Raw genomic sequence first — 26,915 nt, forward strand, 5'->3', positions numbered from 1 at the left:
CAGCGAGGGCAGGGCGATTGTCAGAGGGTCAGGATGCGTCGGAGCAGGCTGTCCTTGCGCCGGTTCTGCTCCCGCAACAGCAGCAGTTCCGCCAGTTGCTGGTCAATTTCGTGAGCCACCTGGTCGCGGATCCTGCGCAGCTGTGCCCTGGTGGGCTTGCGTTCCTTATAGCGGGCAAGGCGCACCGGTTCGCCAAAACCGATATAGCAGCGCTGGGGCTTTGGCAGCAGGGTGCCCAGCGCACCCACTGGTATCGGCGGCAGTACATCCGTGCGGGTGTCATCGGTCAGCAGGCCCAGTCGGCGCAGTACCTTGCCCGGTAGCGAATCGGGGATATCCTCACTCTCGATCAGGTGGCTATAGAATTCATCCGGCCCCACCATCCCGAACGGCATGATGGTATAGCCGTGTTCCGCCGCCATTTTGATGAAGCCGAAGCGTTCCTTCCACTGCAGTTGGTAACGCAAGCGGCTGGGCTTTACGGCCTCGTGGGCACCGCCGGGAAACACCAGCAGGTCCTGGCCGTGCTCCATCAGCGCGTGGCAGACCGCGGGGTGGCCCATTACCGCTCCCCGGGAGACCAGCGCTTTCTCCAGGCTGCGGTGGGTGAACAGGAACTTGTCGCCCATGGGCCTCAGGAAGCGACCGTAGACCTGCTGCATCATCGCGGCCATCACCAGGCCGTCGAGGGCAAACAGGCTGTGGTTGCCCACGAACAGGCAGGGCTCCGGTGGCAGCCGTTCCGCACCCTGCACCATGGGCCGGAACAGGCGCCGCATCAGTTCCCAGGTCAAGCGCGCCTCGGTCGTGTGCGGCAGGGTAACCGCCAGCGCCTGCTCGATATGCGCCTCGAGGCGCTCTCCCTGCAGCGGTTGGTTGTCCTTGTCCATCAGGGTCATAAACGACTCCATTGTGGCGTATGTGGAGTGTGTGGCGTGCGTGGCAGTGCCGGCCGGAGGCTACTCGGCGCCCAGCAGGCGGGCCAGGCCGCGCTGCTGCAGCGCTTCTTCAAGCAGCGTGCGAATGGCAGTGCTATTGTCCAGGGTCAGGGCCTGCTGTGCCAGGGTTGCCGCGTCCGCCGCGGAAATCGAGCGCAACAGCCACTTGATACCCGGCAGTTTCGAGGCACTCATACTCAGTGTGCGAATGCCGGTACCCAGCAGGAACACTACCGCGGCGGGATCCGAGGCCATTTCCCCGCACAGGCTCAGGGGCAGCCCGATCTGCCGGGCGACCGCGGCAATGCGGGCAATCTCGTGCAGTACCGCCGGGTGGATATGGTCGTAGGCGCCGGCCACCCGGGTATTGTTGCGATCCAGGGCCAGCAGGTACTGGCTCAAGTCGTTGGAGCCGATGGAAATGAAGTCGAGTTTGTCGGCCCACATTGGCAGCAGGGAAATGGCGGCGGGTACTTCCACCATAATGCCCACCAGGGGACGCCGCACCGGGATTTTTTCCTCGGCGAGCTGCTGCAGGGCATCGGTCAGGATATTGCGGAATGCGGTAATTTCACCGGTATTGCTGACCATCGGCAACAGGATGTGCAGTTCCTCCCCGGTGCCGGCGGCGCGGAGCATGGCGCGCACCTGGGTCATCAGCAGCGAGCTGTTATCCAGGCAAAAGCGGATGCCGCGCCAGCCCAGGGCCGGGTTTTCCTCGCGGATGGGGAAGTAGGGGAGGGGCTTGTCGCCACCGATATCGAGGATGCGCATATAGACCGGCCGACCCGGGTACGCGGCCAGTACCTGGGTATAAATGTGCAGCTGTTCTTCCTCGGAAGGGAAAGTGTCGCTGATCATGAAGGGCATTTCGGTGCGGTACAGGCCGATGCCCTCGGCGCCGTTGGCCAGCCCCGGGGAAATGTCCGCGAGCAGGCCGGTATTGGCGAACAGCCGTACCCGCTCGCCGTCCGTGGTGGTGGCGGGCAGGTTGCGCAGTTCCGCCAGTTCGCTGCGCAGGACCTGCTCTGCCTGCTGCAGGCGCTCAAATTCGCCGCGCACGGAAGGGGTGGGGTAGAGAATGACCTGGCCGACGTTGCCGTCGACAATCAGCGCGCTGCCGTTTTCAACCCCTTTCAGTTTGCCGGTGCCCATTACCGCGGGCACCCCCAGGGCGTTGGCCAGCACCGCCGTGTGCGACAGGCTGGAACCCTCGTAACAGACAATGCCGACCAGGCGCTGGGGGTCGCAGCCGGCAATATCGGAAATGCTGACCCTGGCACCTACCAGTACCAGTGGCCCATGGTCCTCCGCCGGCATATGTTCGGGGGCGCCACTCCAGGCCTGGTAGAGTTTATTACCCAGGTGACGCAGGTCTTCGTGGCGCGCGCGCAGGTACGGGTCCTCAATCGCCAGGAAGGCCTCGGCGTAGTGGTGTACGACCTGGCGCAGGGCGCCGGGTAGCCACTGGCCGTTGGCGATGGCCTGTTCGACACCCAGGCGCAGGCCGGGATCATTGAGCAGCATCTGGTAGGCCGCGAATACGGCGCCCACGCCGTCCGCCAGTTCCTCTCCGAGCGCCTCGCGTTCAGCCTCCACGTCGGCGCTGACAGTGGCCAGCAACTGGTGCCATTCCCGGATGCTGGCGGCGGGGTCATCGCAGGCCCGGTCCGGTACCGAATATAGATCGACACTGTCGCATATCCAGGCGTTGCCCAGGCCGGTACCGGGTGAGCCTTTTACCCCCCGTACCCGGCGGGTGGTTGTCGTGGCCACGGCGCCGTCCATGGGTTCCAGCGGCAGAACCAGTGCCAGCTGGGTGGACAGCGTCACCAGGAAAGCCTGCTCCTCTTCGGACATCAAGCGGCCTTCCGAGGATTGCACCACCAGCACCCCTATGACCGCACCGGCACGCACCACCGGCACGCCGCAAAAACTGCGGAATTCCTCCTCCCGGGCTTCGGGCAGGTAAGAGAAGTCGGGATGGGCGGCGGCATCGGCAATATTGACCGGGTGCCGCGATTGCGCCACCAGCCCGACCAGGCCACGACCCGGAGGCAGGCTCCGGCCCACTGCCGCCTGGCTCAGGCCGTGGGTGGCCGCCAGCACCATGGAGCCATCGGCGGCGGCGATATACAGTGTGCACACATCCACCGCAATGGCGCGGTGGATGGCTTCCACAATCAGCTTGACCTGGACCTCCGTCTGGTCGGCCTGGGCGGCGGCCTGGACGATGCGGGTCAGTTCGAGCAACTTGTTCATTAAAGGCAACCCCGGGATGGCTCTGGGCGGTATAGCGTTACAGCCAAAGCCGCTAGTATCAGCTATAGTGGCAGGCCGTTGCCAGTAAACCTTTTGGAGGATAATAACCATGGCCGATACCGGATTGCAGTTACGTACCCGCGTGAACGAAGACAACACCCTGACCCTGTGGCTGGAAGAGCAGGCACTGCCCGAGCCCGGTGCCGACCAGGTGTTGATCCAGGTGGAGGCGGCACCGATCAACCCCTCCGACCTGGCGCTGCTGTTTGGTCCCGCGGATATGTCTACCGCCCGGGTATCCGGTACTCCCGAGCGGCCGGTGGTTACCGCCGATATCCCCGCGGAGGCCATGCGCATGGTCCAGGGCCGGTTGGGCCAGGCGCTCCCCGCCGGCAACGAAGGTGCCGGCAAGGTAATCGCCGCGGGCTCTTCGGATGCGGCGCAGGCACTGCTGGGGCGCACCGTTGGCGCCTTTGGCGGCGAGATGTTCAGCCAGTACCGCTGCGTCAGCGCCCACGCCTGCCTGCCCCTGAACGATGACACCTCGGCCATTGAGGGCGCCTCGTGTTTCGTCAACCCGATGACCGCGCTGGGTATGGTGGATACGCTGCACATGGAGGGCCACAAGGCGCTGGTCCATACCGCCGCGGCATCCAACCTGGGGCAGATGCTGAACCGCCTGTGTATCAAGGACGGTATTCCCCTGGTCAATATTGTGCGCAAGCCGGAACAGGAAGCCCTGTTGCTGGGGCAGAGCGCCACGCACGTGGTGAATTCGGAAGCGGAAAACTTTCATCCCGAACTGCTGGCGGCGCTCGACAAGACCAATGCCACCCTGGCTTTCGACGCCCTGGGTGGCGGCAAGCTGGGCAGCACCATCCTCAGCAGTATCGAGGCGGTGGCGGCACGGAAGATGACCGAGTACAGCCGCTACGGTTCCAATACCTTCAAGCAGCTGTACATATACGGTGGGCTGGATATGGGCCCGACCGTGTTGTCGCGCAACTTCGGTTTTGCCTGGAGCATCGGCGGCTGGCTGTTACCACTGTTCCTGGAAAAAGTGGGTCCACAGCGCGGCGCGGAATTGCGCGAGCGGGTGGCCGCGGAGATCAAGACCACGTTTGCCAGCCACTATACCCGCCAGGTGTCCCTGGCCGAGGCGCTGAGCCTGGAAGCGATAACGGCGTACAACCGTCGCGCCACCGGGGAGAAATTCCTGGTTTTGCCCCAGGCCTGAACGGGGCAGCCAGCGTAATAACGTGCGCACATTAACGCGATCACAGTCATTTTTCCGGAGGCCACCATGCACCGTGTGATTCTTGCCCTGCTGCTCTGGAGCAGCGCTTTAACATTCGCAGCCCCGGCTGACGATTTCCAGCGCATTGTCGAGGCGCACTGGAACTGGACACTGGAACAGTCGCCGCAACTGCGCACCCAGCTTGGTGACAGCAGCGGCAATGACCAGTGGAATGATGTCAGCCTTGCCGCCCACTACGAGCGCGATGCCCGGCGCGGCGAATTTCTGCAACAGCTTGCCGAAATAGACGCCAGTGCGCTGTCCGGGCAGGACCAGTTAAGCTACACCATGCTGGTAAAACGCCTGCAGAATAATCGTCGCAGCCAGGCCCTGGGCCTGCACCTGATGCCGGTGAACATGCGCAGCGGCCCACAGCACCTGCACACCCTGCAGGAACAGATCAACTTCCAGAATGAGCAGGACTACCGCCAGTGGCTGGCGCGCCTGCAGGGGTTGCCCCAGTTGCTGGACCAGTACCGCGAATTGCTGGAAGAGGGGATACTGCAGGAGCGCACCCAGGCGCGCGTGGTGATGGAGCGTGTGCCCCAGCAGATTGACCGGCTGGTAGCGGGTGACCCCACGGAAAATCCTTTCTACAAGCCCTTCCTCACCATGCCGGACACATTGTCCACGGTGGCCATCGGCGAGATGCGTGTGACCGCACAAAACATTATCCGCACCCGGGTGAACCCCGCCTATACCGAGTTCCGCAATTTCCTGGCCTCGGCGTACCTGCCCGCCGCCCGGGACCAGCCCGGCATTGGCAGCCTGCCCGGTGGCGACGAACTGTACCGCTTCCTTGCGGAGCGCTTTACCACCACGGACCTGACCCCGGAGGCCATTCACGCCATCGGCGAGGCCGAGGTGGCGCGGCTGCTGGAGGAAATGGAAGCGGTGAAAGCCAGCGTCGGTTTCCAGGGTGACCTGCAGGCCTTCAACGACTTCCTGCGTACCGATCCGCAATTCTATTACGACACGCCCGAGGCCCTGTACGAAGGCTACCTGGCGGTATCCAAGCGGCTTGACCCGGAACTGGTGTCATTGTTTGGCAAGCTGCCGCGGATGCCCTATGGCGTGCGGCCGATTCCCGCGGAAACCGCGCCGGACACTACCACTGCCTATTACAGCCGGCCCGCCGCCAATGGCACCCGCGCGGGCTACTACTACGTCAACCTGTACCGGCCGGAAGTGCGGCCCAAGTATGAGATGGAAGTGCTCAGTGTGCACGAAGCGGTACCGGGCCACCATCTGCAGATCGCCCTGGCCCAGGAACTCGAGGGCTTGCCGATGTTCCGCACCCAGGGTGGCGAGACCGCTTTTGTGGAAGGCTGGGGCCTGTACTCCGAGCGCCTCGGTTACGAGATGGGCCTGTATAAAGACCCCTATTCCCGCTACGGCCAGCTAACCTATGACATGTGGCGGGCGGTGCGGCTGGTGGTCGATACCGGTATGCACTACTTCGGCTGGAGCCGGGAGCGGGCCATAGAGTACTTCAAGGCCAATGCCGGCAAGACCGAGACGGATATCGTCAATGAAATCGATCGCTATATCGGCTGGCCCGGCCAGGCGCTGGCCTACAAGATCGGCCAGATGAAAATGCTCGAATTGCGTGAACGCGCGGAGCAGGAACTGGGAGACCGCTTTGACATTCGCGCCTTCCACGACACCCTGCTCGGCGCCGGTGCCATCCCCCTGGATGCCCTTGAACAACGCATGAACAAGTGGATTGCCGGCCAGTAGGCCCTGTTTATAAACCCCGAGATTGATAAACCCGCAGCGGAGAGACCGTGACCAGACGCACAATTACCGTAATGAGGGGCGACGGCATTGGCCCCAGTATCGTTGACGCCACCATCCAGGTCCTGGACCGGGCGGGTTGCGATTTCGACTATGAATACGTGGAAGCGGGCCTTGGTGCCCTGGAAAGCAGCGGGTCGCTGTTGCCGGATGAAACCCTGGAGGCCATCGAGCGCAATCGCATAGCACTCAAGGGTCCGTTGATGACCCCGGTGGGCAGGGGCTTCAGCTCAATCAACGTCAACCTGCGCCAGCACTTCCAGCTCTATGCCAATGTGCGCCCGGTGCTGTCATTCAAGGGCAGCAAGGCACGCTATGAAAATATCGACATCATCACCGTGCGCGAGAATACCGAGGGCATGTACTCCGGACAGGGCCAGGTGGTGTCAGATGATGACAAGATCGCCCAGGCGCTGAGCGTTATCACCCGCGACGGCGCCGAGCGCATCCTCAAGTTTGCCTTTGAACTGGCCAAGCGGGAGCGCCGCCACAAGGTGACCGTGGTACACAAGGCCAATATCCTCAAATCCACCTCGGGCCTGTTCCTGAAGGTGGCGCGGGAAGTGGCCAGCCGCTACCCGGACATAGAAACCGTCGAGATGATTGTGGATAACGCCTGCATGCAGCTGGTGATGAACCCCGAGCAATTCGATGTAATTGTCACCACCAACCTGTTCGGCGATATATTGTCCGACCTGTGTGCGGGACTGGTCGGTGGCCTGGGCATGGCGCCCGGGGCCAACATCGGCGAGGACTGCGCGATCTTCGAGGCGGTGCACGGCAGCGCGCCGGACATTGCGGGCAAGAATCTCGCCAACCCTACCTCGGTCATCCTGGCGGCCTGCCAGATGCTGGACTACCTGGGCATGGATGACAAATCCGCGCGTATCCGTGAGGCGCTGCGCGATGTGATTGCCTCGGGCGATCGCACCACTCGCGACCTGGGCGGCCATCACGGCACCACTGACTTCACCGAGGCACTGCTGGAACGCCTGTGACCCAGGTGCTGCCGGCGTGGGGCAGGGCGGCACTGCCGGATTGCCCCAGTAGCCGGGCATAACGCGCCTCCAGGCTGCTGCAGGTGGCTCGCACGCTGCCACTGCCGCTGCCCGCCATGTCCACCGGTGGTAACACCGTTACCCGGATAGTGGCGGGGCGCAGCAACAAGCCGCCCTTGGGCAGGGCGTCCTTCACGTTATGCAGGATGATGGGCACAATGGGCACCCCCGCCTTGCGCGCCAGGAAAAACGCCCCGTGCTTGAAGGTCTGGATAGTGCCCAGGGTGCTGCGGGTGCCCTCCGGGGCAATCACCAGAGAGCGGCCGCTGTTCAATACCGCCAGCGCGCTTTGCAGTACTGCCGCCTGGTTGGTGTCCTTGCGATCGACAAAAATAGTGCCCACCTGGCGCAATACCTGGCCCAGCACCGGCACCGCGGCCATCTCCTTTTTGCACAGGGGTACGGCATCGCGGCGCAACAGATGGGCCAGCACCATGGCATCCAGCAGGCTCTGGTGATTGAAGATGTAAATGGCCGGGCGCGGTTGCCGCAGGTGCTCGGCGCCGTCGATGTCAAAGTCCAGGCCCGCCAGCCCGCTGCCCAGGTCTCCCAGCAAACGGGTGACCCGGTTGCCATTGGCAAAGCGACCCACGCCCAGGCGTTTGCCCAAGGCGCCCACCACCGCAGTGGCGGTAATCGCCTGGCCGGTGAGCACGGTGCGCAGCATCGATTCCATGTCCGGCAGGCCGCGACTGGCAAACTGCAATTGCGGCCAGCGCTGGCTGCGGGCGTGGGCACCCAGTTTGTCGGACGGGTTTACCGCCACCGGATACCCCACCTCGCGCAACAGCGGCAGGTCCGCACTGGAGTCGGTATAGAACCAGCAGCGCTTCAGCAACAGGCCCTCGCGCCTGGCGACCCGTCGCGCCGCCAGGGACTTGCCCTCGCCATAGCACATGGGGGCAATGACCTTGCCGGTGAAGCAGCCGTCCGCCACTTCCAGGCGGGTACAGCAGATTTCCTCAATACCAAGGATGCGGGCGATGGGCTCCACCTGATAGTGGCTGGCGGCACTGACAATCACCAGGCTGTGGCCCGCGGCCCGGTGGGCTTCCACCAGGCTGATCGCCTCCGGATAAAGGCTCTTCAACAGGTGCCTGGCACAGGCGCGCTCGCCCAGTTCCCGCAGGCTCTGCTCCGGAATACCAGTGAGTGCGCGGGTCAGCCGACGCACCAGCTTGTGGTAGTGGCCGCCACCCTCGCGCCGTCGCTGGCGCAGGGTATCCGCCAGCATTTTCAGGGGCTGGCGCAGCTTGCCCCGGGCGATGCCACTGCGCGCGGTTTCCAGCGCCAGGGCCAGGATTGAATAGCCCGCGATCAGCGTGCCATCCAGATCAAAGAACGCCACCGACGGTTTCCCGTCGTGTTCCTTAACGCTGCTCAAGTGACTTTCCAGTGCGGTATTGGCCATGCTCATCCCTCAATGTGGTGATCAACGATTGGCTGATGGTGCGGTAGCGGTTCGTGGCGGTTAGCTGCAAGCTCATAGCTACAGGCTCATACCTACAGGCTCATCCCTAGAGGTTCAGCAAGAAGCCTGCCATCGCCGTTATTGTGGCGGGGATGTGTGACAGCCCCGTGAACAGCGCCTTTGCGGGAAACAGGGACGCAGCGGTGGCGCCGGCGGCCGCACCAGCACAGTGCAGCCAGGGAAAGCGGTGCACCGGCATTGGCCATAGGCGCGCGCTGCACTACTATGGACTGATGTTGCCTCCCCACCTTAGCGAGTTCCCCGTCACCGATGTGCTGCCGTCCCTGCGCACGGCGCTCGCCGCCGGCCGGGATGCCGTACTGGAAGCGCCGCCGGGTGCCGGCAAGACCACCGTGGTGCCCCTGGCGCTGCTGGCCGAAGAGTGGCTTGCCGGGCAACTGATCCTGCTGGTGCAGCCGCGACGGGTGGCGGCCCGGGCCGCGGCGGCGCGTATGGCCTCATTGCTGGGTGAGGAAACCGGCGACCGGGTGGGCTATCGCATTCGCCTGGAGACCCGGGTTGGCCCCGCCACCCGCATCGAAGTGATCACCGAGGGCATTCTCACCCGCCGCCTGCAGCGCGACCCGTCGCTGGCAGGGGTGGGGCTGGTGATCTTCGATGAATTTCACGAGCGCAACCTGGATTCCGAACTGGGGCTGGCGCTGTGCCTGCAGGGACGGGAGCTGTTTCGCGAGGGGCCGCCCCTGCGCCTGCTGGTCATGTCGGCGACGCTGTCGGGAGTGCCGGTGGCCGGGCTACTGGATGACCCGGCGGTACTGACTTCACAGGGCCGCCAGTTTCCGGTGACCGTGAGCCACGGCGCCAGCCTGGCCATTGGTGACTCGGTGGTTGAACCCGCGGCGCAGGCCGTGCGCGATGCCCTGGCCGGCGGCGAGGGCAGTATCCTGGTGTTCCTGCCCGGCCAGGGCGAAATCCAGCGCCTGGCGCGCCTGCTGGCCCGGCAGCCACTGCCCGATACCGTGGTGGCGCCGCTGTACGGCGGCCTGCCCCTGCAGCGCCAGCAGCAGGCGATAGAACCCTGCGCGCCGGGCCAGCGCAAGATTGTGCTGGCCACCAATATCGCGGAAACCAGTCTCACCATCGAGGGCATTACCACGGTGATCGACAGCGGCCTGGAGCGGCAGGCGCTGTTTGACAGCAGCACCGGCACCACCCGCCTGGCCACCCGGCGCATCTCCCGGGCGTCTGCGGAACAGCGCGCCGGGCGCGCGGGCCGCCTGGGCCCGGGGCACTGCCATCGCCTGTGGAGCGAGGAACAGCAACAGCGCCTGGCCGCCCAGCGCACCCCGGAAATACTGCAGTCAGACCTGGCGCCCCTGGTGCTGCAGTTACTGGCCTGGGGCGTTTATGACCCTACCGAACTGCGCTGGCTGGACCCGCCCCCGGCGGCCAATTATCGCCAGGGCCTTGAGGTACTGGCCCTGGGCGAGGCCGCCTTTGCCCGGGACGACGGCCGCTGGCAACTCACTCCCCACGGCGTCAGGCTGTCGCAACTGCCGCTGCACCCGCGGCTGGGGCACATGTTATTGCTGGCCTGTGACCTGGGCGCCACCGAGGCCGCGGCGCTGCTGGCCGCGGCCCTGGCCGAGCGCAACCCGCTGGCGGATGCCGGCGCAGAGCTGGCCACTACCCTGGCGGTATTACAGGGCACCCAGCCCTGCCCGAAGGAGCTGCAGGGCTGGCAACGTCGCTGCCGGCAGCAGGCGCGACGCTACCAGCAGATTGTGGCGCAGATATACCAGCCAACCGCGCCGGTATTGTCGGTACCCGCGGAAGACCTGCCCGCGGTGCTGCTGGCCAGCGCCTGGCCGGACCGCATAGCACGACGGCGCAGCGGGGGAGAGGCCGACGAGTTCCAGCTGGCCAACGGCCGCAGCGCCACCCTGCCGGCGGGGGATCCCCTGGCCACCGCCGAATGGCTGGCGGTGGGCGAGGTGGGCGGCCAGCGCGGCAGCAGTGCCGATCGCATCTACAGTGCCAGCCAACTGAACCCGGCGCGCTTCAGCGATGTACTGGCGCCCCTGGTGACCCGCACCGAACGCGCCGAGTGGGATGACAGCGCCGACCAGTTTGTGGCCCAGAGCCGGCAGCAGGTTGGCCGCCTCACCCTGGCCAGCCAGACACTGCAACAGCTACCCGAAGAGGCACTGGCGGCGGCCCTGGGTAGCCTGTTGCGCCGGCGCGGCCTGCAACTGCTGCCCTGGACCCCGGCGCTGGAACAATGGCGGGCCCGGGTGGCACTGCTGCGCCGCCTGGACCCGGACAACACCGCCAGGCCCTGGCCCGACCTGGGTGACGCCGCACTGCTGGCAAGCCTGGAGCAGTGGCTGCTGCCCTGGCTGGGGCAGGTGCGCAAACTGCAGGACTTCGCCCGGGTGGATTTACGGCAACTGTTGCTGAACCTGCTGCCCTGGCCCCTGCCGCTGGATCTGGAACAACTGGCGCCCGAGCGCCTGGTAGTGCCCTCCGGCTCCAGCGTCGCCATAGACTACCTGCCGGACACCCCCGTGCTGGCGGTAAAACTGCAGGAAATGTTCGGCTGCGCCGACACCCCGCGCATCGCCAACGGCCGCCAGTTGCTGCAGCTGCACCTGCTGTCTCCCGCCCAGCGCCCGCTGCAGGTGACCCAGGACCTGGCCACATTCTGGCGCAACGTGTACCCGGAAGTAAAAAAGGAAATGAGAGGGCGCTATCCCAAGCATCCATGGCCGGATGACCCGCTAAAGGCGTTGCCGACGCGGCATGTCAAGAGGCGGGTAAGTGGGGCATGAAATACCTGCAGTTGCGCAATCTGAGATCGGGCAAATTATGCCCGGGATAAATTCCCAGCAATTTCAACGGGCCTATTCCATTCCCTGGTGCTTTCCGTTACAACTTTAGGCCTCCATGTCAGAATCGGCCAATATGCGACCAAGAGGTTTTCCCAATGAATCTCCAGAAAATTGAAGACGAGGCGCTGCATCTTCCGAAGGCAGAGCGAGCCAAGCTAATCCAGCGATTGGTCTTGAGCCTTGAATCACCATCGGAAGAAGAGCTTCGGTCTGACTGGTTAGTCGAGGCTCGACGAAGATCAGAAGAACTTGACGACGGTTCGGTTCAGGCTGTCTCCGGTGATGATGTGATGAGGAAGGCCCGGGCACTGATCATATAACCGACGGCGTCCGCAGTACTGGTTGGGTAGGGTTTAACAGTGAGGGTGGGCTGCACAAAACAATCCGGCTATCAGTCGTGGATATTACCCGATCTGGTAAACGTATCGATGTTCCAACGAATTCCCGGCCACTGCAAATGACGCTATCAACCGATGAAAAATCCAGGGTTATAGAAATGGCCTGGGAGGACAGAACGCCGTTTGAAGCTATTGAGCGGCAATTTGGGTTGAACGAGTCACGGGTGATCAGAATAATGCGCAGTAACCTCAAGCCGCAGAGCTTCAAGCTGTGGCGCAAAAGAGTGAGCGGGCGTTCCACAAAACACCTGAAGTTGCGCAATCCGGACATCAGCCGGGGATATTGCCCCACGCAGTATAAGCAGAGGTGATCCGATCAGCGCAGGAGTTAGCGTTCAGTCATGTATCGCGGCTCTGCTTTACATCATCGGCAAGCCGGGCACCTGGCCCAGCGCCCGCTGCAGGTCATGCAGGACCTGGCTACCTTCTGACATCGAACTTCTTGTTTGACAAAGTTATCATTTATGATAACTTGTTTCGATGTCATGGAAGATAACATTCGTTAACCTGAGGGTTGAATCCGAGGTCCTGGCGTTTCCTGCGGGGATCTTGGCTAATTTCCATTAAAGAGATTGAGAAGGCTCGCCGTAGATTGAAGGAGTTAGAGTGATGGCAAGACCAGATTTTAAAAGTTTTAAAGTAAAGGCTCTAGATCGCCCCGATGTGGCCGAAGAATATGAACGGTTGTCCCCTGCTTACGAATTGCGTCGTAAGCTTGTCGCATTGCGCCAAAGTGAGGGCCTTACTCAGGAAGAAGTTGCGGATCGGCTTAACACCAAGAAGAGCAATATTTCTCGGCTGGAGAGCGTTAGTTCCTCAATTTCACCAAAGCTTTCAACCATCGCAGATTATGCTGAGGCAATGGGATATGAAGTGAAAATCGACTTTGTTCCACTGCATTCCCAGAAAAACAACAAGGATCTGCAGGGGACGGGTGAAAAGCATCGCCGTTAAAGCAGGTGTTATTAGCCCGCGCTGTTTTATAACCATAAAACGTTTCCGCGGAAACGTCGCAGATCATATTTGTTCAACTGGGCTTTATATTTTGGGCCTTGCTAGAGTCCCCGTTGCGTAACAACCCGGGAGTCAATATACCGAGGTCGTCAACTATGAAGACTATCACTGAGGTATTGCCATGTTGATGCACAATCCTCCCCATCCTGGGGAAATTATTAGAGAACTGTGCCTTGAGCCATTAGGTATTACTGAAGAGGATAATGATTATGGCTATTCCCAACAATAAAGGCATGCAGCGCAAGCCGACTCATCCTGGTGAAATGCTCAGGGAGGACTTTCTGCCAGATTATGGCCTGACGGTGACCAGGCTTGCTGCGTCTCTGGGCGTCTCTCGCCAGTCAGTTAATGAGTTGTTGAGAGAGCGCCGTGCTGTTAGTCCCGAAATGGCGCTTCGGCTTGCCCGCTTGTTTGGTAACTCTCCCGAGTTTTGGCTGAATGCGCAGCGTTCGGTTGATTTGTGGACGGCGGCACAATCTGTCAAGGAAGCGGTAGACCGGATTAAACCATTACATGCTGCGTGAAAGTACAGCCGGGCATATTGCCCCATGCAGTATCAGCAGAGGTGATCCGTCGCTCGCACAAGATGCAATCCAGATAGACGCAGATATTATTAGCCCGCGCTGTTTTATAACCATAAAACGTTTCCGCGGAAACGTCACAGATCATATTCGTCCAGGCGGGCTTGATACTTTGGGCCTGTGCTAGAGTTTCACCCTCGAATAACAAGCCGGGGAAATGATATTGCCCCTCACATTACGCAGCTTGACAGTGTTGCGCAACACGCTACACTACGATCCGTGATCAAGTCTTTCAAGCACAAGGGACTGAAGTTGTACTACGAGACAGCCAGTACTCGTGGCATTCAGACTAAGCACGCCAGTCGACTACGAATGCAATTAGCTGCTCTGGATAGCGCGATGGAAGTCTCAGATCTGGACCTTCCTGGATACAAAATGCATCAGTTAAAGGGCGACCGCAAAGGTTTCTGGTCTATATCCGTCAGTGGCAACTGGCGTTTGACCTTTGAGTTTCACGATGGGCATGTGTATCTGCTTGATTATGAGGACTACCACTAATGACCATGTATAACCCGCCTCATCCCGGAGAGTTCATTTTCGCAACCTACATGGAGCCATTTGGCCTGAGTTGCCGCTATCTTGCGGAGAAGCTTGATGTTTCCCCCTCCACATTAAACAGGATACTCAAGCTCCAGAGCGGCGTGAGTCCTGCGATGGCGCTTCGTCTTTCCAAGGCGCTCGGGCGTAGCCCAGAGAGCTGGCTTGCCATGCAGGATGCCCATGACCTGTGGCATGCAAGCAGGAATCTCAAGTTGGATAGAGTAAAAAAGGTTGAGCTTAACGCTGCATAAGATTTGCCAAGCAAAAACGTTATTAACCCGCGCTGTTTTATAACCATAAAACGTTTCCGCGGAAACGTCACAGATCATATTTGTTCAACCGGGCTCGATACCCTGGGTCTGTATTATCGAGCGGATCCAGGCCTGGGCAAAATAGGAAAACCGCCCCATCTGTTGATTCAACGCCTTCTCGAGCTCAGCGCCTGAATCCGGATGGTAGGACCCGATCACAGACAGTATGTCCGCCTCCTCCGGCGATTGCGAAAATTCGAAGGTGGCATCCGACACCAGTTTTGGTGGCACCCAGCGTTCAAGTGCGCCATCCAGGCCCGGGGCACCCTGTACCGAACTCAACGCCAGGTCATCGACCAGGGTGCTCGATGTCCAGGGCTTTGTCGCCTGCAGCTGCGCCACCTGGCTGAGGGTGGGGTGTTCCCAATGCCGGGCTTGTACCGCATTGGTGACCACACCCATCTGAAACGCCTCGATCACGCCATGACGATTGGATACCAGCTGAATCGCTGCCCCCACCTGGCTGGTCACCACTGTCCACAAACTTTCCACCAGCCCTATGCCGGGTAGGGGCACTGCGTGATAGGGCTGGGCAAGGTCACCCACATAGTGCAAACCCCAGCCCATAAAGCGCCACCCCCAATAATCGTGCCCGCCTGCAAAAGCCAGCGTTGCCAACTTTCGGTACAGTTCGGTCCGATACATCGGGTAGGTGACCAACAAACCGGGCTGCGCCCTTTGACTCAACCAATCCAGATGGTAGAAACCCATGTGAAAAGGCGCCTGGGAGCTGTACTCCAGATTAGGATTCCCGAAAGGCTGCACACCAAAACCATACCGCGCACCGTGCTCGGTACCATTGTCTTCGTACAGGCCGATGTCCAGGCCAAAATCGGGTTCGTCAGAGGCGCTCGCCACTACGCTGGCCGCCGGCACCGTATCGCCACTACCCAACTTTACATACCGTGAGCGATTCGACTCGATAGTGCCGCGCAGGAAGGTCAGTTCAGACACGTCGATTATCGAGTCAGTTGCCGACAGTGCCTCGTAGGCCATCATCTGGCGATAAGGCTGATAAGAGCGCGTTGGATTTACCCGTATCGCCTCCAGAAAAGAGCGTTCAAGCGCCTCTCCCTCGGCCGAAGGCGTAAACGTGAGCTCGTCGGGGAGGGGCGCATAGTGCGGCATGCTCGTGCGCGCCCATTGCTCATGTTCGCCCAGAAGTTGGGCTACCGGCTGGGCCTGTGCCGTCAAAAACGTCTGTAACGTCTCAACTTCCAGCGGGGGCGCCGCTGCAACCTCTGGCATGGCACGTAGCAGGGGCCAGGCAAGGGTTGCGTGATCCGACCACGCCATACTCAGTGAAGACGTGAGCATGGCGACAGAAACCACCAGCCCCGGAACCAGGCGATTGCACCAACGCTGATTGGCCGTCATTAGCCACCCCCTCAAAAAGCAATCCCCTATATAAGATAAAGTGTTATGTGTATCTCAGGCTTCCGCTAAGCCGAGATGTTTGACGAAGGGTTTAAAGTCCTTATCTGAAAAAAGAAGAGGGAGTTTCTGTTCAATGCAAAATGTCGCGATAATTACATCCGCAGTCTTGCGAACGGTAATGCCCTTTTTTCGTAGTGCTCTAAAATTCTCTGCACTCTTAATGGCCATTTGCCTGCCGAGCATATCGAAAATGGCTACATCTTCAAAAACCTTGCGTGCAGCCCTGTAGTCTTTGTCATGCCTAAAGCCCTGCAATACCTCAGTTAAAATCAAATCACCAATAGCGACCGGCTTTATCCCAAGGGTATTATCGAGCCTGTCAGTCTGAGGGCCGTACGCCCCAGAGAAATAATCAATCCATACGCTGGAGTCAACTATGATCATGAGTTGGTTCTCATATCATCAAGGTCTCCAGTCCATTGCAATTTCCCGCGAAGTTTCTTTATGTTTTCCTGTTTATTCAGCCTAATCAACGTCTTGAGTCCAGCCTCAACCGCATCTTTCTTGGTCTTTAAGCCCGTGGCCTTCATAACGTCATTCATTAACTTGTCGTCTATCTCAATATTGGTTCGCATGATCGAGCGCTCTATGTATAATTGCGAAATGTGTACAAATTATAGATAGTATACACATAGCAAGTCAAGCAAACGGGACGCCGTAACCGCTGCCCCTTCTTGAACCACTTCATGAGTCCTGCAATGGCGCTTCGTCTTTCCAAGTCGCTCGGGCTTAGCCAAGAGAGCTGGCTTGCAATGCAGGATGCCTACGACCTATGGCATGCAAGCAGGAATCTCAAGCTGGATAGAGTGAAAAAGGTTGAGCTTAACGCGGCATAGCAATCGATAGGCGCAGACGACTCGTTGGTGATCTTGCCGGGGCCTGTTCACGCCGCATAAATATCCAACACCGCCTGGTATACCAGGTGCTCGATGAAGACCGGGTGGTGAAAGTTCTTCGGCTCTGGAGCCACTACGATTAATGTATAACAAGTGGCTCCGTCCGGAAGCTGGGGTTCCCACGGCCTCGTCGGCCTTCCCGGCGACTTCACTCTACTACTGATCTTCGTCCGCAGCGCGTGTGCTGGCGGCACAGGTGTTATAAGCTCGCGCTGTTTATAACCATAAAACGTCTCCGCGGAAACGTCTTTGAGCATTTTTTGTTCAATCGGATAGCCATAAATTGATGCGGAACGTGGATTTTCAGCTGAGACCGCGATGGATTTTAACAAGCACAGATCGCCCCCATGAATGATAATTAAGATACTGATGGAGGCACTCGAATGTCACAGATTAACCCAGACCGATGCACTGATTTACAATGCGACCGGAGCTCCCAGTGCCTGATAAAGTCGTAGATACTGAGCGCCGGGAGCTGGTAGCGGCGCTGCGCCGTCTTGAGGAAGCCCGCCCTGACAAAATCGGGCTGGCGGGTGACCTCGTGAATACCGAGCTCGGCGTTGCTGGCGATGTGGCAGCGTCCGGGACTACTGCCACTGCGACGGGCATGACCACAATCCTTGGGTCAAGTACGCTGGCAGGCGATTTTGCGGGCGTATTCGTCGCCACAACACCCGACGGGTGGGTGATCGGCGCGCGTCTTCCGGGTAGTGCTCTGGCTTATGGGGCCACCTGTATGATTCGCAATGGCGAATCGGCGGACCAGACCCGGCCGACACTCCTGCAGCGCCTGAAAGCCAGGCTGGGTCGCGGGAACGAGGATGACCTGGCAGTCGCAGAGGATGTGCCGATACAGCAGTTCGAGATCCAGTATAAGGACGCTTATTATGTCTTTGTCGCGGCACTAAGGAAGTCTGTTGAGGGGTGTGATATCGACCCCGAGCGGGCCGAGCGCTTGATGTCTGCGGTAACCAGTGGCGACCTTCCTGTGCAGGAGGCCATGAATCTCCTGGGTCCGGGCACGGTAGAGGAAGATAAAGATGAGAAAGGTGAGAAACGTTTTGGGCAATGGCTGACCCTGGACACCTATCGCAACCTCCTGGACCAGGCCATCAATAGTGAAGCCGACGTCAATCTGGAAAAGCTTGAGGACTATTTGCAAGAGCATGTTCCCCGGGTCTGGTTGCTGGGCAAGACCGGGGCGGGGAAGAGTTCGCTGGTGGCGGAAATCACCGGGCAGAGTTCGGTAGAGATCGGCAATGGCTTTGAGCCCTGCACAGGCGGGCTTACCCGTTACCAGTTTCCCGCTGAACAGCCCATTATCGAGTTCCTGGATACCCGTGGACTAGATGAGACCGGCTATGTCGCTGATGCGGACGTGGTGGAGGCGAGCAGCCAGGCCCATGCCATTATTGTGGTGATGAAGGTTGATGACCCGGAACAGTCCTCGGTGATGGATGTGCTCACCCGGCTGGACAAGGCCTCCCGAAAGCACTTGATTGCCGTTTATACGGCTTCCCATGCCGGGCTTGACCCGGCCGAGGCGGAGCGGGCCGTGGCGCATCTTCACACTGCGCTGACCCAAAAAATGAAGCAGCCCGTGCCCCATGTGTTCGTGGATTTCCCCAGCCGGGCCAATGTCGACAAGCTGAGGGAGTTGCTTGCAGAGCTCATGCCGTCCGCCGAGATTTTCCTGCGCCAGACGGTTGTCGCAACCCACGAAGAGCAGATTTATCTGGCACAGCGCACCCGGATACTGTGGCACGCGGGTGCGGCCGCATCTGCGGATTTCGTGCCCGGAGTCGGCCTGATCGCGGTACCCAGCATTCAGTTGAAGATGCTTTACCAGTTGGCGGAAGCCTATGGCCTCACCTGGGGCAAACAGGAAGTAATGGAATTCCTGGGCAGCCTGGGCGCGGGTTTCACCCTGGCTTATGGCACCCGCGCCCTGGTCACGCAGCTGGGGCGACTGATCCCGGTGTGGGGCCAGACGGTCGGCCAGGCTACGGCGGTATCCCTCTCCTTTGGGCTTACCTTTGCGCTCGGTCGTGGGGCCTGTTACTACATGTACCAAAAGCGCAACGGCGCCGAGGTGGATCGTGAAGAGCTGAAGCAAGTTTATGAGCGCGCGCTGCGTCGGGAAAATCTGGGCGTTGAAACCAATGAAGCCAAATAAGATGCGCAGCCTCCTGCTGCGATGGCCAATACTGATAGCACTGGTGACGTTGCCGGTGATGTCCCTGTTTGTGGTTCAGGGGATGTTGAGCTTCTACGCAGAAGGTATCCATATCGGGAGCATGGTCGCCGCAGCCTGTGTGTTGTTGCTTCTTCTGGGCGTAGCAGCATGGTATTTGCGCGCTACCCGCCGGCCCGGTGCGCCAGCGCAAGACATTATCGACATGGTTGAGGCCAACCCGTCCTGGGGTACTCTCCAGCAACAGGCATGGCAAGAGGCCTGCCTGCATATTGAGGGCCTGCTGGCCGAGGATGACAAACCGGAAGCGCTGCTCCCCCATTCCCTGAGCGTCCTGCGTCAGGTCGCCTCTGCGTGGCACCGGTCCGGCAAGCACATCGAGTACTCCGTCGCATTGCCAGAGGCCTTGCTGGCTATAGAGACCCTGGCTTCCCGGTATCGCTCGGTCGTGATTAAAAATGTGCCCTTGTCCAATAAAATCAAATTGTCCCAGGTTCTTGCATTGCTGGACTTGTACGGGGCACATGGGAAAAAGATCCAGCGTTCCTACCAGGCCTACCAGGCTTATCGCGCCTACCGCATTTTCACTCCGCAGGGCCTGATCGCAGAATTGAGCTCATTGGTTTTGGGGGGCATCGGCGAGAATGCCAAAGAGACCTTATTGTATAACCTGAAGCGCGCCTACCTTCAGGAAGTCGCCAATGTCGCCATTGATCTTTACTCGGGTAACTTCAAAAGGGCACTGAACGAATTGCCTGTCCAGCAGGACATCCAGCGAGACCTTGACCGGCTGGCAAAGGAAGTCGGGCCGGTAAGGATTCTGGTTGTCGGCCAGGTGAGCTCCGGCAAGTCGACGCTGGTGAACGCACTGCTTGAGGAGATCAAGGCCGAATCGGGCCTTATTCCCATCACGGAGAGTGAGTCTGTCTATCAATTTGCCATTGAAGACGGCCTGGACACGCGTATCGTAGATACACCCGGCGTGGAATCGGGCAAGGCCTCCGTACAAAAGACGGCACAGCGCCTGATGAACGCTGACCTCGTTGTCTGGGTCATGCGGGCCAATCAACCGGCTCGCAGCATCGACCAGGAGTTGTATAGGACCTTCAACAAGTCGCTCGAGGATGCTCCAGAGCGGCAGCGGCCCGCGATCATGGCGGTTGCCACTCATATTGACAGCATTCCGGCGTTCTCCAATGTACGGGAGGACAACCTGCTGGAGGTTACGGCTCCTCTCGCGGATGCTTGCAGGAAATCGGTGGCTTTCGACGTGTTTTGCCCGGTCTCCCTGAAGGAGCCCCAGTTGGGAGTCTCCGGTTTGCGGGCCGCGCTGACGAATCTCTATGAGCGTGCAATCAATACCCGGTTGAACAGGATCAGGATGAGCCAGCCGTCGCTGTATGAGAGTTCATCGGAGGAATTGCGGCGACTTGGAGTGGGGAGTCTGGCAGCGTTGAAGTTAGGGTTTAGTGGTAAAGAAGTGCAGGGGAGGGATGAGGAGTCTAGCCAGTCTAATTCCGGCGAGTGACAGTCAAACGGTGCTTCATTGCGCCGCGCCTCGTAGCGACATCACCCAGGGCGAGAGGATGAACGTATAAGGAAGTTCATGGGAATAAAACCCTGGATGTTTCTATCATAAAATTCAGGATCTCAAGGGTTCAATCAGTTCGGCTTTGTCGTTATCGGTGCGGTTGACCTTGGTGGATACCTGCCAGCAGGTGAAGGCGTCCGGATCAAGCCTTTCGATGGTCTCACGAAGAATTTCTTTCTCCTGAAGCTTCGGATCCAACCAGGCCTCAAGGCAGCTATCATCGAGTACCAGCGGCATTCGAGGATGAACATCCCTGGCTTTGCCTCTGGCCGGCTCCGTAATGATTGCGCAACAAGGCCGATCGTCGGGGTTGTTCACCCAAACGCCGGCCATGAATAAAGGTTCTCGATCCTCACGGGCGAAGAAATAGGGCTGTTTACCTTTATCCAATTGCTTCCATTCAAACCAACCATCGGCGGGAATCAGGCAGCGGTGGTGGCGGAAGGAACCACGGAAATAGGGGCTACTGTCGAGGTTCTCTGCTTTGGCATTGATAGGCACGGGAGACTTCTCGTCGGCCCAATGGGGGTGATATCCCCACCAGAGCTGGTCGAATACCGGCTGGTCCTCGCTCTCGCTGTAACGAATACCCACAATCTCGGTTCCCGGCGGAATGTTGTAGTGAGACTTCCATTTCCATTCAGGTGGAGAAGAGATTTGAAGCCTTTTGCTCAGGTCGATAGGACTGCTAAATAGCGCGAAGCGACCACACATGGGATCTGTTCCTCCAAGTTCCCGGCATGCGGGGTTTATGATGATGATCGATGTGACTTTTAGTCCCTTTCGTAAGCATAGAGTGCATTTTGAAGGGATGGAGCGATTTCAGCACTAAAGAACGGGCTTGATGACTTCCACCTTTGCGCCTGGCCCCTTGGTCTTTGTAGCGAGCCTAGCGTTTTATGTGACTCCTTACCGGTTTTATTGGTGAATTGCGGGGGTGACGCTGGGGCGAAATAGCATTGCGAGCTGGGAACCGTGTCACGTTATCGCATGGTGTGTTGGCGTTGGTTGGGACGGTGGTATACCGTGTTGTTCAGGTCTTTTCCGGGATCGGGTAGGGAACTGTGCTTAGTGTCCGGTTACGGTGTTATAAAAAATATAAAAATATCCGGTTCCGACCCAAAGCTGCCATCTAGAACAAGGTCTCTTGGGAGCTATTCGAGGTCCAGAAAAGTGGGGGAGTGGCTTTTTCACCAACCGCGTCACATACCAGATTCAATATTGATGCAACTTATTGAAATTGAAAAAATGGTCGGGATGTTATTGAAGAAAAATGATGAGCCGTGTTTTCCAGGAGCATCCGGTTATTTTGGATGGACTTAGAGTGAGAATCGCTAACGTGCTGATTGTAGTAAAAATAGAGGTGTTGCTGGCTCAGATTTTCGAATTAACCGGAATGGCGTATACGGCCAGGTTTGGCCCACTGCTTGTGAGGTATTATGATAGAGGATGACGGACAGCTCCCCTCAGAAAATCAGGAAGCTATAAGAGAACATGCCCTTGAGACTCAGAGGGAGTTGCAGGTTAAATTTATTGAGAGCAGTTGGCGTCTTACTCAGCATAACTTTATCTCTAATGCCGGAGGTGCGGTGGCGGTATTAGGCTATATGGGTGCTAGTAATGCGGGCGGTTGGGCGGTTTACCCGTTGCTACTTTTTGCGCTAGGAATCATTAGTAGCACCGTGGAGGTGAGAGCTCTACTCTCTACATATGCATGTTTGTATGAAGCAACATCAGATGTGCTTGAGCGCATACTGGGTCGCAGTTTTGGCCTAAACGATACCAAACTCGATACAAAGGGCTCTAACGTAGCGGGAAATGTTAACAAATACGCCAGCTATTTATCGCAAACCAGCTTTATTGTAGGTGTCTTGGTTGGTGGGTATTTTTATGTTTGCGCAGTTTAACAAGTCAAGGCAGCAAGGACGCTTCAAGCAGGGGCCGGTTAACGCCGGCCCCTGCTTGAAGCGTTCGATGTACAAATTTAAGGACTGGTAGTACTAGGTAGAGAAGCATATAAGCATGAATAATAGGAAAAGTACGCTGACCAAATGGTTTTCAGAGCGTCCCCAGTGGATCCAGATTGCGGCAACTAGGCTGCTTCAGCAGTCCGAGCTAACTGATAAAGACGTTACTGAGCTCGCAACTCTGTGTCAGCAGGAAGCCGACGGAACGTTGCCCAAAACGACTTGTTCCTTTCCCGCTACTGCTTTTTCCCGGGGCGCAGCAGGCACCCTGCGTTTGTGCTCAATCAGTGATGTAGAAGGAATAAACGCTCTTGCTCCGAAAAAAACCACTTGAGTTTGGTAAGGGTAATATCACGATTGTTTATGGCACCAACGGGTCAGGAAAATCCGGTTACGTAAGACTCCTCAAGCATGTATGCGGTGCCCGCGAGACGGGTACACTTCACCGCAATGTCTATGAGACTGGCTCGTCCGTACAGAGCGCCTGCATTTCGTTTGAGCAGGATGGTATTCCGAAGAATCATGCCTGGTCAGGAAAAGGGATCTGCGATGACCTCAGCAGTGTTGACATTTTCGACACCTCCTTTGGCAAGGTGTTTGTCAGCAGCGAAGACGAGGTGAGCTACGAGCCGCCAGTTCTATCGTTCTTCAGCTCGCTCATCCTCGCATGCGAAAAGGTCGCATCGGCCCTGGACGTCGGGGCCAACCGGCACCAGTCAAAGAAGCCGAATATCCCGACTGACAGGAAGGTAACTCCTGAAGGTATCTGGTACGAAGCGATCAGCGCCAAGACCTCCACCCGCGACATCGGCAAGCACTGTATATTTAGCAGTTCTGACGAGACTGAGATGCAAACGCTGCAGCAGCGGCTTGCCGAGCAGGCGCCGGCGGAAAAAGCGAAACAGCTGAGGAAGCAGAAACAGCATATCGACACGCTGGTCGAGGATGCCCGAAAGTATCTGGAGCAATTATCGGACGAGAATTGCCGGCGGGTCATTGCGGCCAAGAAGAAGTCGATCCTCAAGAATACCGCGGCAGCTACGGCGGCGGAAAAAGTATTCTCCGGCGGCGAGTTGGAAGGCATCGGGTCTAATGTTTGGAAAGAACTTTGGGAAGCGGCCCGAAACTACTCCGTATCGGCTGCCTACAAAGACGCCGAGTACCCGAATGTTTCTAATGATTCCCGTTGTGTCCTGTGCCACCAGAACTTGACCCAGGAGGCCAAGGAGCGGTTGGTCTCCTTCGAATATTTCGTGAAGGGCGAAATGCAGAAAACTGCCATGGATGCAGCCAATGAATACGAAATCGTCAGTCAAACTATTGACGCCCTGCCTACATCGGAAACGTTGAGGACGCGTATTGATGCGGCCGGCATTCCGCAGGATGAAGTCGCCAACCAGGTGACGGATTTCTTTGCTCAATTGCAGACCAGGAAACACCAACTGGCTTGGATCGATTCCGAAGAAGCGATTCCCGATCCTCTGCTCTCGCCGAAATGGATCGATGAAACTACCGCACAGTCCAAAAGCCTCAGTGAACTTGCGGTGAAATATGACGAAGATGCCGAGAGCAGCAATCGAGAGGAGATTAAGAAAAAGCTAAACAGCCTGCAGGCCAGAAAGTGGTTGTCTGAGCACCGCGACGCCATCGATGAAGAAATCACGCGGTTGAAGCTATTGATTCAGATTCAGAAAGCCAAGAAGTCGACCAACACCAAAGCCCTGTCCCAGAAGAAGGGAGAGCTGGCAGAAATCTTGATCACGGATGCGTTCGTGCAAAGGTTCGATGCGGAGCTCAAGGCCCTGGGCGCGTCTCAGGTGAAAGTTGAACTCGTGAAATCAAAAGTCTCAAAGGGCCGCGTCCTACATAAGCTTCAGCTTCGAGAGGCTTCTCAGAATGGGCTCGGCGATGTTCTGAGCGAGGGAGAAAATCGGATCGTTTCGATAGCGGCATTTTTGGCTGACGTCACCGGCAAGAGCAGCCACGCCCCATTTGTATTCGACGACCCAATATCCTCGCTTGACCAAAGCTATGAAGAGGCCGTGGTTCAAAGGCTTATCGAGTTGTCTCAGGATAAACAGGTCATTGTCTTTACTCACCGTCTGTCCTTGCTGGGAACGGTCAGACATTTTGCCGCGAAAAAGAGCATCAAGCCCAATGTGGTCAGCATCCGTTCTGCGGACTGGGGTACCGGAGAGCCAGCCCCCATTCCACTTTCACAGAGTGACATAAAATTCGCTCTGAACACACTCATGAATCAGCGGTATCAAGATGCAAAGAAGGCAGGTGAGAACAGCGAATTTGAATATGCCGAAATATTGCTGAAGTCGATATGCAGCGACTTTAGGTCGTTGGTGGAGCGCTCTATTGAAAATGACCTGTTGTGCGGGGTGGTTCAAAGATTTCAACGACCGGTCCATACGTTGAAGCTTAAGGATCTGGCCAAATTGAAGGCGGTGGATTGTAATCTCATGGATTCGCTCATGACCAAATACTCCGGGTTTGAACACTCGCAGCCATCAGAATCACCTGTGGAGCTGCCGAAGCCAGACGATCTTTTGGCCGACATGACTTCATTGAAGAGCTGGCGTGAAGAATACGCGAAGCGAACGGCATAAAACATCCATCGGACGCCGCTGGTGTGGCGTGAGTGTGCTCAGTTAGGGTTTAAAGAAAGGGAACAAGATGATCGAGAACGTGAAAGTCCAGTTTTACCATATTGCCAAGTGTGGCTACTACAAATATGGTGAAAGCGCTCCAGAATACGGCGAAATTGGAGACATACTCAATCAATTATACGGCTGGGTATCTGGCAATGGAAAATCTCTTGGTGAAACTTGCACTTATGAGTTAGAAGACGGGGAAGATACGTATAGGACATTTTGCTTCGACATCAAGAGAACCCAAAAAACTGGCGATTTCGTATTGGTCACATGGAATGAAACTCCGACGAATGACGGGAGAGTGGTTACCGTGAATGGTGAACAACCGGTAGGCGATGCCGAAGTCAGTTTTACTGACCTTCCTGAGGGGTCTATTCCTGGATATGCTACATATTTTTGGTTTATTCCTGAAAAAAATGTTTTTGCCGCAATTAGATTTCACCACACACTTCTCGTTGGAAAATCGAATCTAGAAAGGTATTTGAGGGAATATTGTGCGAAATTCACATCATATGCTGTGGTTGAAGAGAATGATGGTGGCGCTGAAATTCTAGGGTATTCAACTAACGGTGATGACATCCAGCATTTAAGGCCCAATTTCAAATCATTTCTTTACAAGAAACCAGGTCAGATAGAAGCTCTGCGAAACACTATCGAATCTGTAACAAAAATAATAAGAAAAAACAGGCTAAGCCCCCAGGTTGCCTCGCATCGTAATGTATGGCAGAGAATGCTTGAGGGACTTGGGGTTAGCCAAGAAGATAGGGAGCTAACAGCTGACGTAAAGATTAAGTATGAAATCCCCTTTAATCCGACCACTGAGCAATTCGATGCAATGGTCGACGAGTGGGACGAAAATCATGAATCTAAATGGGATGATATTGGTTTTAAGTTGTCAGGTGACAGCGAAACTCGTTGGCTTTCCCATTCTGTGGCCAAATCAGAATATGAACTGGACGTAGAAAGAGATAATGACGAGATCGTTGATGCTCAATCACTACTTAACGCGTTGAATGAAAGGAGAAACATTATATTAGGGCTTGTTGGGTAAGGTCCTTATGAGGCTCAAGATATTAAAATACTTATTGGTTGCAAGTGTAGCGTTAGCGGCATTATTGCAAGGTCAAGAAATCGCAATGTCTAGGCAAATGCCATTGTTTGAGGGCTTACGAAATACATCTGCAATAATTTTTGGTGTAATGGGTGCTTGGCTTGCTATTTTGCATCCGGAAAGCTTGAAAAAGATTTTTGGGAGTGACGGAGGCAAGATTCCTGACCAAGAAAAAGGCACCATTATGCTGCTTTTCTCTCCAATTTTAATCTCGACGGCGGTAATAGCCGCAGTTCTTGTTATTTTTCCATTGGTGGAGTTTTCAAAAACGATAGATTATTTCGCAACACACAAACGCGTTCTTAGAGGATTGTCGTTCTCACTTTTATCTGTCTTAACATTACTTCAGTTGTGGGCATTGATTCTAACTCTAGCGCCAGGAAATATTGTGAAAAAGCATATAGACAAAGAGAGCGCAAAGAGTGCGGTTGTAAAGCGAATGTTCTCCGGAACAACCAAGCGCCAGGGCTCCAATAAATAGCTCTCGTGGGCACCAAAAAGCGTCGCTTGCTTTTCGCTCCCACTGAGCAGAGCGTT

The 26,915-nt window shown here is 57.4% G+C and carries 24 protein-coding genes; 17 read left to right on the plus strand and 7 right to left on the minus strand.

Annotation, left to right across the window (positions count from 1 at the left end):
• Window positions 1–20: 20 nt before the first annotated feature.
• Together CWI75_RS07350 and ptsP are read right to left on the minus strand one after the other, a co-directional pair.
• Window positions 21–899, minus strand: coding sequence for a lysophospholipid acyltransferase family protein (locus CWI75_RS07350; protein WP_101520822.1), 879 nt, complete (start codon window positions 897–899; stop codon window positions 21–23).
• Between the two features lie 60 nt (window positions 900–959).
• Window positions 960–3,200: a phosphoenolpyruvate--protein phosphotransferase gene (gene ptsP / locus CWI75_RS07355; protein WP_162300014.1), complete on the minus strand. Its 2,241-nt coding sequence runs from the start codon at window positions 3,198–3,200 to the stop codon at window positions 960–962.
• A 109-nt stretch (window positions 3,201–3,309) separates the two neighbouring features.
• Here ptsP and CWI75_RS07360 point away from each other — a divergent pair, with 109 nt between their 5' ends.
• The 3 genes from CWI75_RS07360 to CWI75_RS07370 all read left to right on the plus strand — a co-directional run bounded on the left by CWI75_RS07360 (window position 3,310) and on the right by CWI75_RS07370 (window position 7,292).
• Entirely contained in the window at window positions 3,310–4,437 is a 1,128-nt protein-coding gene (locus CWI75_RS07360; RefSeq protein ID WP_101520824.1) for a zinc-binding dehydrogenase, read from the plus strand.
• A gap of 66 nt (window positions 4,438–4,503) precedes the next feature.
• Entirely contained in the window at window positions 4,504–6,237 is a 1,734-nt protein-coding gene (locus CWI75_RS07365) for a DUF885 domain-containing protein (protein WP_101520825.1), read from the plus strand.
• Between the two features lie 47 nt (window positions 6,238–6,284).
• Window positions 6,285–7,292, plus strand: coding sequence for an isocitrate dehydrogenase (locus CWI75_RS07370; protein ID WP_101520826.1), 1,008 nt, complete (start codon window positions 6,285–6,287; stop codon window positions 7,290–7,292).
• Here CWI75_RS07370 and CWI75_RS07375 read toward each other — a convergent pair.
• Complete coding sequence (locus CWI75_RS07375; RefSeq protein WP_162300015.1) at window positions 7,264–8,763, minus strand: HAD-IB family hydrolase; 1,500 nt, start codon at window positions 8,761–8,763, stop codon at window positions 7,264–7,266. The two genes, CWI75_RS07370 and CWI75_RS07375, sit on opposite strands and share 29 nt — an antisense overlap.
• A 293-nt stretch (window positions 8,764–9,056) precedes the next feature.
• On the opposite strand from CWI75_RS07375, the gene hrpB reads away from it, so the two are divergent.
• From hrpB to CWI75_RS07415, 7 genes are all read left to right on the plus strand, one after another.
• On the plus strand, window positions 9,057–11,615 hold the full coding sequence (hrpB, locus tag CWI75_RS07380) for an ATP-dependent helicase HrpB (RefSeq protein ID WP_101521017.1): 2,559 nt from the start codon (window positions 9,057–9,059) through the stop codon (window positions 11,613–11,615).
• 155 nt (window positions 11,616–11,770) lie between these two features.
• A complete protein-coding gene (locus CWI75_RS07385) occupies window positions 11,771–11,995 on the plus strand; it encodes an addiction module protein (protein WP_101520828.1) in 225 nt (74 codons plus the stop codon).
• A gap of 137 nt (window positions 11,996–12,132) precedes the next feature.
• Complete coding sequence (locus CWI75_RS07390) at window positions 12,133–12,384, plus strand: TIGR03643 family protein (RefSeq protein WP_101520829.1); 252 nt, start codon at window positions 12,133–12,135, stop codon at window positions 12,382–12,384.
• A gap of 298 nt (window positions 12,385–12,682) precedes the next feature.
• A complete protein-coding gene (locus CWI75_RS07395; protein WP_101520830.1) occupies window positions 12,683–13,027 on the plus strand; it encodes a helix-turn-helix domain-containing protein in 345 nt (114 codons plus the stop codon).
• A gap of 269 nt (window positions 13,028–13,296) precedes the next feature.
• Window positions 13,297–13,611 carry a HigA family addiction module antitoxin gene (locus CWI75_RS07405; RefSeq protein WP_101520831.1) on the plus strand — a complete coding sequence of 105 codons (315 nt, stop codon included), beginning with the start codon at window positions 13,297–13,299 and terminating at the stop codon, window positions 13,609–13,611.
• Between the two features lie 276 nt (window positions 13,612–13,887).
• Window positions 13,888–14,166, plus strand: coding sequence for a type II toxin-antitoxin system RelE/ParE family toxin (locus CWI75_RS07410; protein ID WP_101521018.1), 279 nt, complete (start codon window positions 13,888–13,890; stop codon window positions 14,164–14,166).
• The gene (locus CWI75_RS07415) at window positions 14,166–14,459 is read left to right on the plus strand and encodes a HigA family addiction module antitoxin (RefSeq protein WP_101520832.1); all 294 of its coding nucleotides are present in this window, start codon (window positions 14,166–14,168) and stop codon (window positions 14,457–14,459) included. The genes CWI75_RS07410 and CWI75_RS07415 overlap by 1 nt, the downstream gene beginning before the upstream one ends.
• 84 nt (window positions 14,460–14,543) lie before the next feature.
• On the opposite strand, the gene CWI75_RS07420 is transcribed toward CWI75_RS07415, so the two are convergent.
• The 3 genes from CWI75_RS07420 to CWI75_RS07430 are packed head-to-tail and all read right to left on the minus strand — an operon-like array spanning window position 14,544 to window position 16,531.
• The gene (locus tag CWI75_RS07420; RefSeq protein ID WP_241521120.1) at window positions 14,544–15,896 is read right to left on the minus strand and encodes a hypothetical protein; all 1,353 of its coding nucleotides are present in this window, start codon (window positions 15,894–15,896) and stop codon (window positions 14,544–14,546) included.
• Window positions 15,897–15,950: 54 nt separating this feature from the next.
• Entirely contained in the window at window positions 15,951–16,340 is a 390-nt protein-coding gene (gene vapC / locus CWI75_RS07425; protein ID WP_101520833.1) for a type II toxin-antitoxin system VapC family toxin, read from the minus strand.
• Window positions 16,337–16,531, minus strand: a complete 195-nt coding sequence (locus tag CWI75_RS07430) for a type II toxin-antitoxin system VapB family antitoxin (RefSeq protein WP_101520834.1) — start codon at window positions 16,529–16,531, stop codon at window positions 16,337–16,339. Before CWI75_RS07430 ends, vapC begins: the two co-directional genes overlap by 4 nt.
• A 323-nt stretch (window positions 16,532–16,854) precedes the next feature.
• Here CWI75_RS07430 and CWI75_RS18650 point away from each other — a divergent pair, with 323 nt between their 5' ends.
• From CWI75_RS18650 to CWI75_RS07445, 3 genes are all read left to right on the plus strand, one after another.
• On the plus strand, window positions 16,855–16,935 hold the full coding sequence (locus tag CWI75_RS18650) for a type II toxin-antitoxin system RelE/ParE family toxin (protein WP_241521134.1): 81 nt from the start codon (window positions 16,855–16,857) through the stop codon (window positions 16,933–16,935).
• Between the two features lie 356 nt (window positions 16,936–17,291).
• Complete coding sequence (locus CWI75_RS07440) at window positions 17,292–19,028, plus strand: YcjF family protein (RefSeq protein WP_162300016.1); 1,737 nt, start codon at window positions 17,292–17,294, stop codon at window positions 19,026–19,028.
• A 1-nt stretch (window position 19,029) separates the two neighbouring features.
• Window positions 19,030–20,574, plus strand: coding sequence for a GTPase family protein (locus CWI75_RS07445; protein ID WP_162300017.1), 1,545 nt, complete (start codon window positions 19,030–19,032; stop codon window positions 20,572–20,574).
• A 114-nt stretch (window positions 20,575–20,688) separates the two neighbouring features.
• Here the strand turns inward: CWI75_RS07445 and CWI75_RS07450 are convergent, their stop codons facing one another.
• Window positions 20,689–21,351 carry an SOS response-associated peptidase gene (locus CWI75_RS07450; RefSeq protein WP_101520837.1) on the minus strand — a complete coding sequence of 221 codons (663 nt, stop codon included), beginning with the start codon at window positions 21,349–21,351 and terminating at the stop codon, window positions 20,689–20,691.
• A 725-nt stretch (window positions 21,352–22,076) separates the two neighbouring features.
• Here CWI75_RS07450 and CWI75_RS07460 point away from each other — a divergent pair.
• The 4 genes from CWI75_RS07460 (at window position 22,077) to CWI75_RS07475 (ending at window position 26,859) form a co-directional block, all read left to right on the plus strand.
• The gene (locus tag CWI75_RS07460; protein ID WP_101520839.1) at window positions 22,077–22,544 is read left to right on the plus strand and encodes a hypothetical protein; all 468 of its coding nucleotides are present in this window, start codon (window positions 22,077–22,079) and stop codon (window positions 22,542–22,544) included.
• A gap of 371 nt (window positions 22,545–22,915) precedes the next feature.
• Window positions 22,916–25,222, plus strand: coding sequence for an AAA family ATPase (locus CWI75_RS07465; RefSeq protein WP_206604661.1), 2,307 nt, complete (start codon window positions 22,916–22,918; stop codon window positions 25,220–25,222).
• A 67-nt stretch (window positions 25,223–25,289) separates the two neighbouring features.
• Complete coding sequence (locus CWI75_RS07470) at window positions 25,290–26,318, plus strand: hypothetical protein (protein ID WP_101520840.1); 1,029 nt, start codon at window positions 25,290–25,292, stop codon at window positions 26,316–26,318.
• Between the two features lie 7 nt (window positions 26,319–26,325).
• A complete protein-coding gene (locus tag CWI75_RS07475; RefSeq protein WP_146003559.1) occupies window positions 26,326–26,859 on the plus strand; it encodes a hypothetical protein in 534 nt (177 codons plus the stop codon).
• Window positions 26,860–26,915: the final 56 nt, after the last annotated feature.

Source organism: Kineobactrum sediminis (genome assembly GCF_002868715.1).
Lineage (GTDB): Bacteria > Pseudomonadota > Gammaproteobacteria > Pseudomonadales > Halieaceae > Kineobactrum > Kineobactrum sediminis.

Coding starts and splice junctions, on each gene's coding strand:
- hrpB (WP_101521017.1), top strand. CDS start 9,057: ATGTTGCCTCCCCACCTTAGCGAGTTCCCCGTCACCGATGTGCTGCCG.
- ptsP (WP_162300014.1), bottom strand. CDS start 3,200: ATGAACAAGTTGCTCGAACTGACCCGCATCGTCCAGGCCGCCGCCCAG.
- vapC (WP_101520833.1), bottom strand. CDS start 16,340: ATGATCATAGTTGACTCCAGCGTATGGATTGATTATTTCTCTGGGGCG.
- CWI75_RS07405 (WP_101520831.1), top strand. CDS start 13,297: ATGGCTATTCCCAACAATAAAGGCATGCAGCGCAAGCCGACTCATCCT.
- CWI75_RS07390 (WP_101520829.1), top strand. CDS start 12,133: ATGACGCTATCAACCGATGAAAAATCCAGGGTTATAGAAATGGCCTGG.
- CWI75_RS07470 (WP_101520840.1), top strand. CDS start 25,290: ATGATCGAGAACGTGAAAGTCCAGTTTTACCATATTGCCAAGTGTGGC.
- CWI75_RS07420 (WP_241521120.1), bottom strand. CDS start 15,896: ATGACGGCCAATCAGCGTTGGTGCAATCGCCTGGTTCCGGGGCTGGTG.
- CWI75_RS07395 (WP_101520830.1), top strand. CDS start 12,683: ATGGCAAGACCAGATTTTAAAAGTTTTAAAGTAAAGGCTCTAGATCGC.
- CWI75_RS07475 (WP_146003559.1), top strand. CDS start 26,326: ATGAGGCTCAAGATATTAAAATACTTATTGGTTGCAAGTGTAGCGTTA.
- CWI75_RS07445 (WP_162300017.1), top strand. CDS start 19,030: ATGCGCAGCCTCCTGCTGCGATGGCCAATACTGATAGCACTGGTGACG.
- CWI75_RS07450 (WP_101520837.1), bottom strand. CDS start 21,351: ATGTGTGGTCGCTTCGCGCTATTTAGCAGTCCTATCGACCTGAGCAAA.
- CWI75_RS07415 (WP_101520832.1), top strand. CDS start 14,166: ATGACCATGTATAACCCGCCTCATCCCGGAGAGTTCATTTTCGCAACC.
- CWI75_RS07350 (WP_101520822.1), bottom strand. CDS start 899: ATGACCCTGATGGACAAGGACAACCAACCGCTGCAGGGAGAGCGCCTC.
- CWI75_RS07360 (WP_101520824.1), top strand. CDS start 3,310: ATGGCCGATACCGGATTGCAGTTACGTACCCGCGTGAACGAAGACAAC.
- CWI75_RS07460 (WP_101520839.1), top strand. CDS start 22,077: ATGATAGAGGATGACGGACAGCTCCCCTCAGAAAATCAGGAAGCTATA.
- CWI75_RS07365 (WP_101520825.1), top strand. CDS start 4,504: ATGCACCGTGTGATTCTTGCCCTGCTGCTCTGGAGCAGCGCTTTAACA.
- CWI75_RS07385 (WP_101520828.1), top strand. CDS start 11,771: ATGAATCTCCAGAAAATTGAAGACGAGGCGCTGCATCTTCCGAAGGCA.
- CWI75_RS07430 (WP_101520834.1), bottom strand. CDS start 16,531: ATGCGAACCAATATTGAGATAGACGACAAGTTAATGAATGACGTTATG.
- CWI75_RS07375 (WP_162300015.1), bottom strand. CDS start 8,763: ATGGCCAATACCGCACTGGAAAGTCACTTGAGCAGCGTTAAGGAACAC.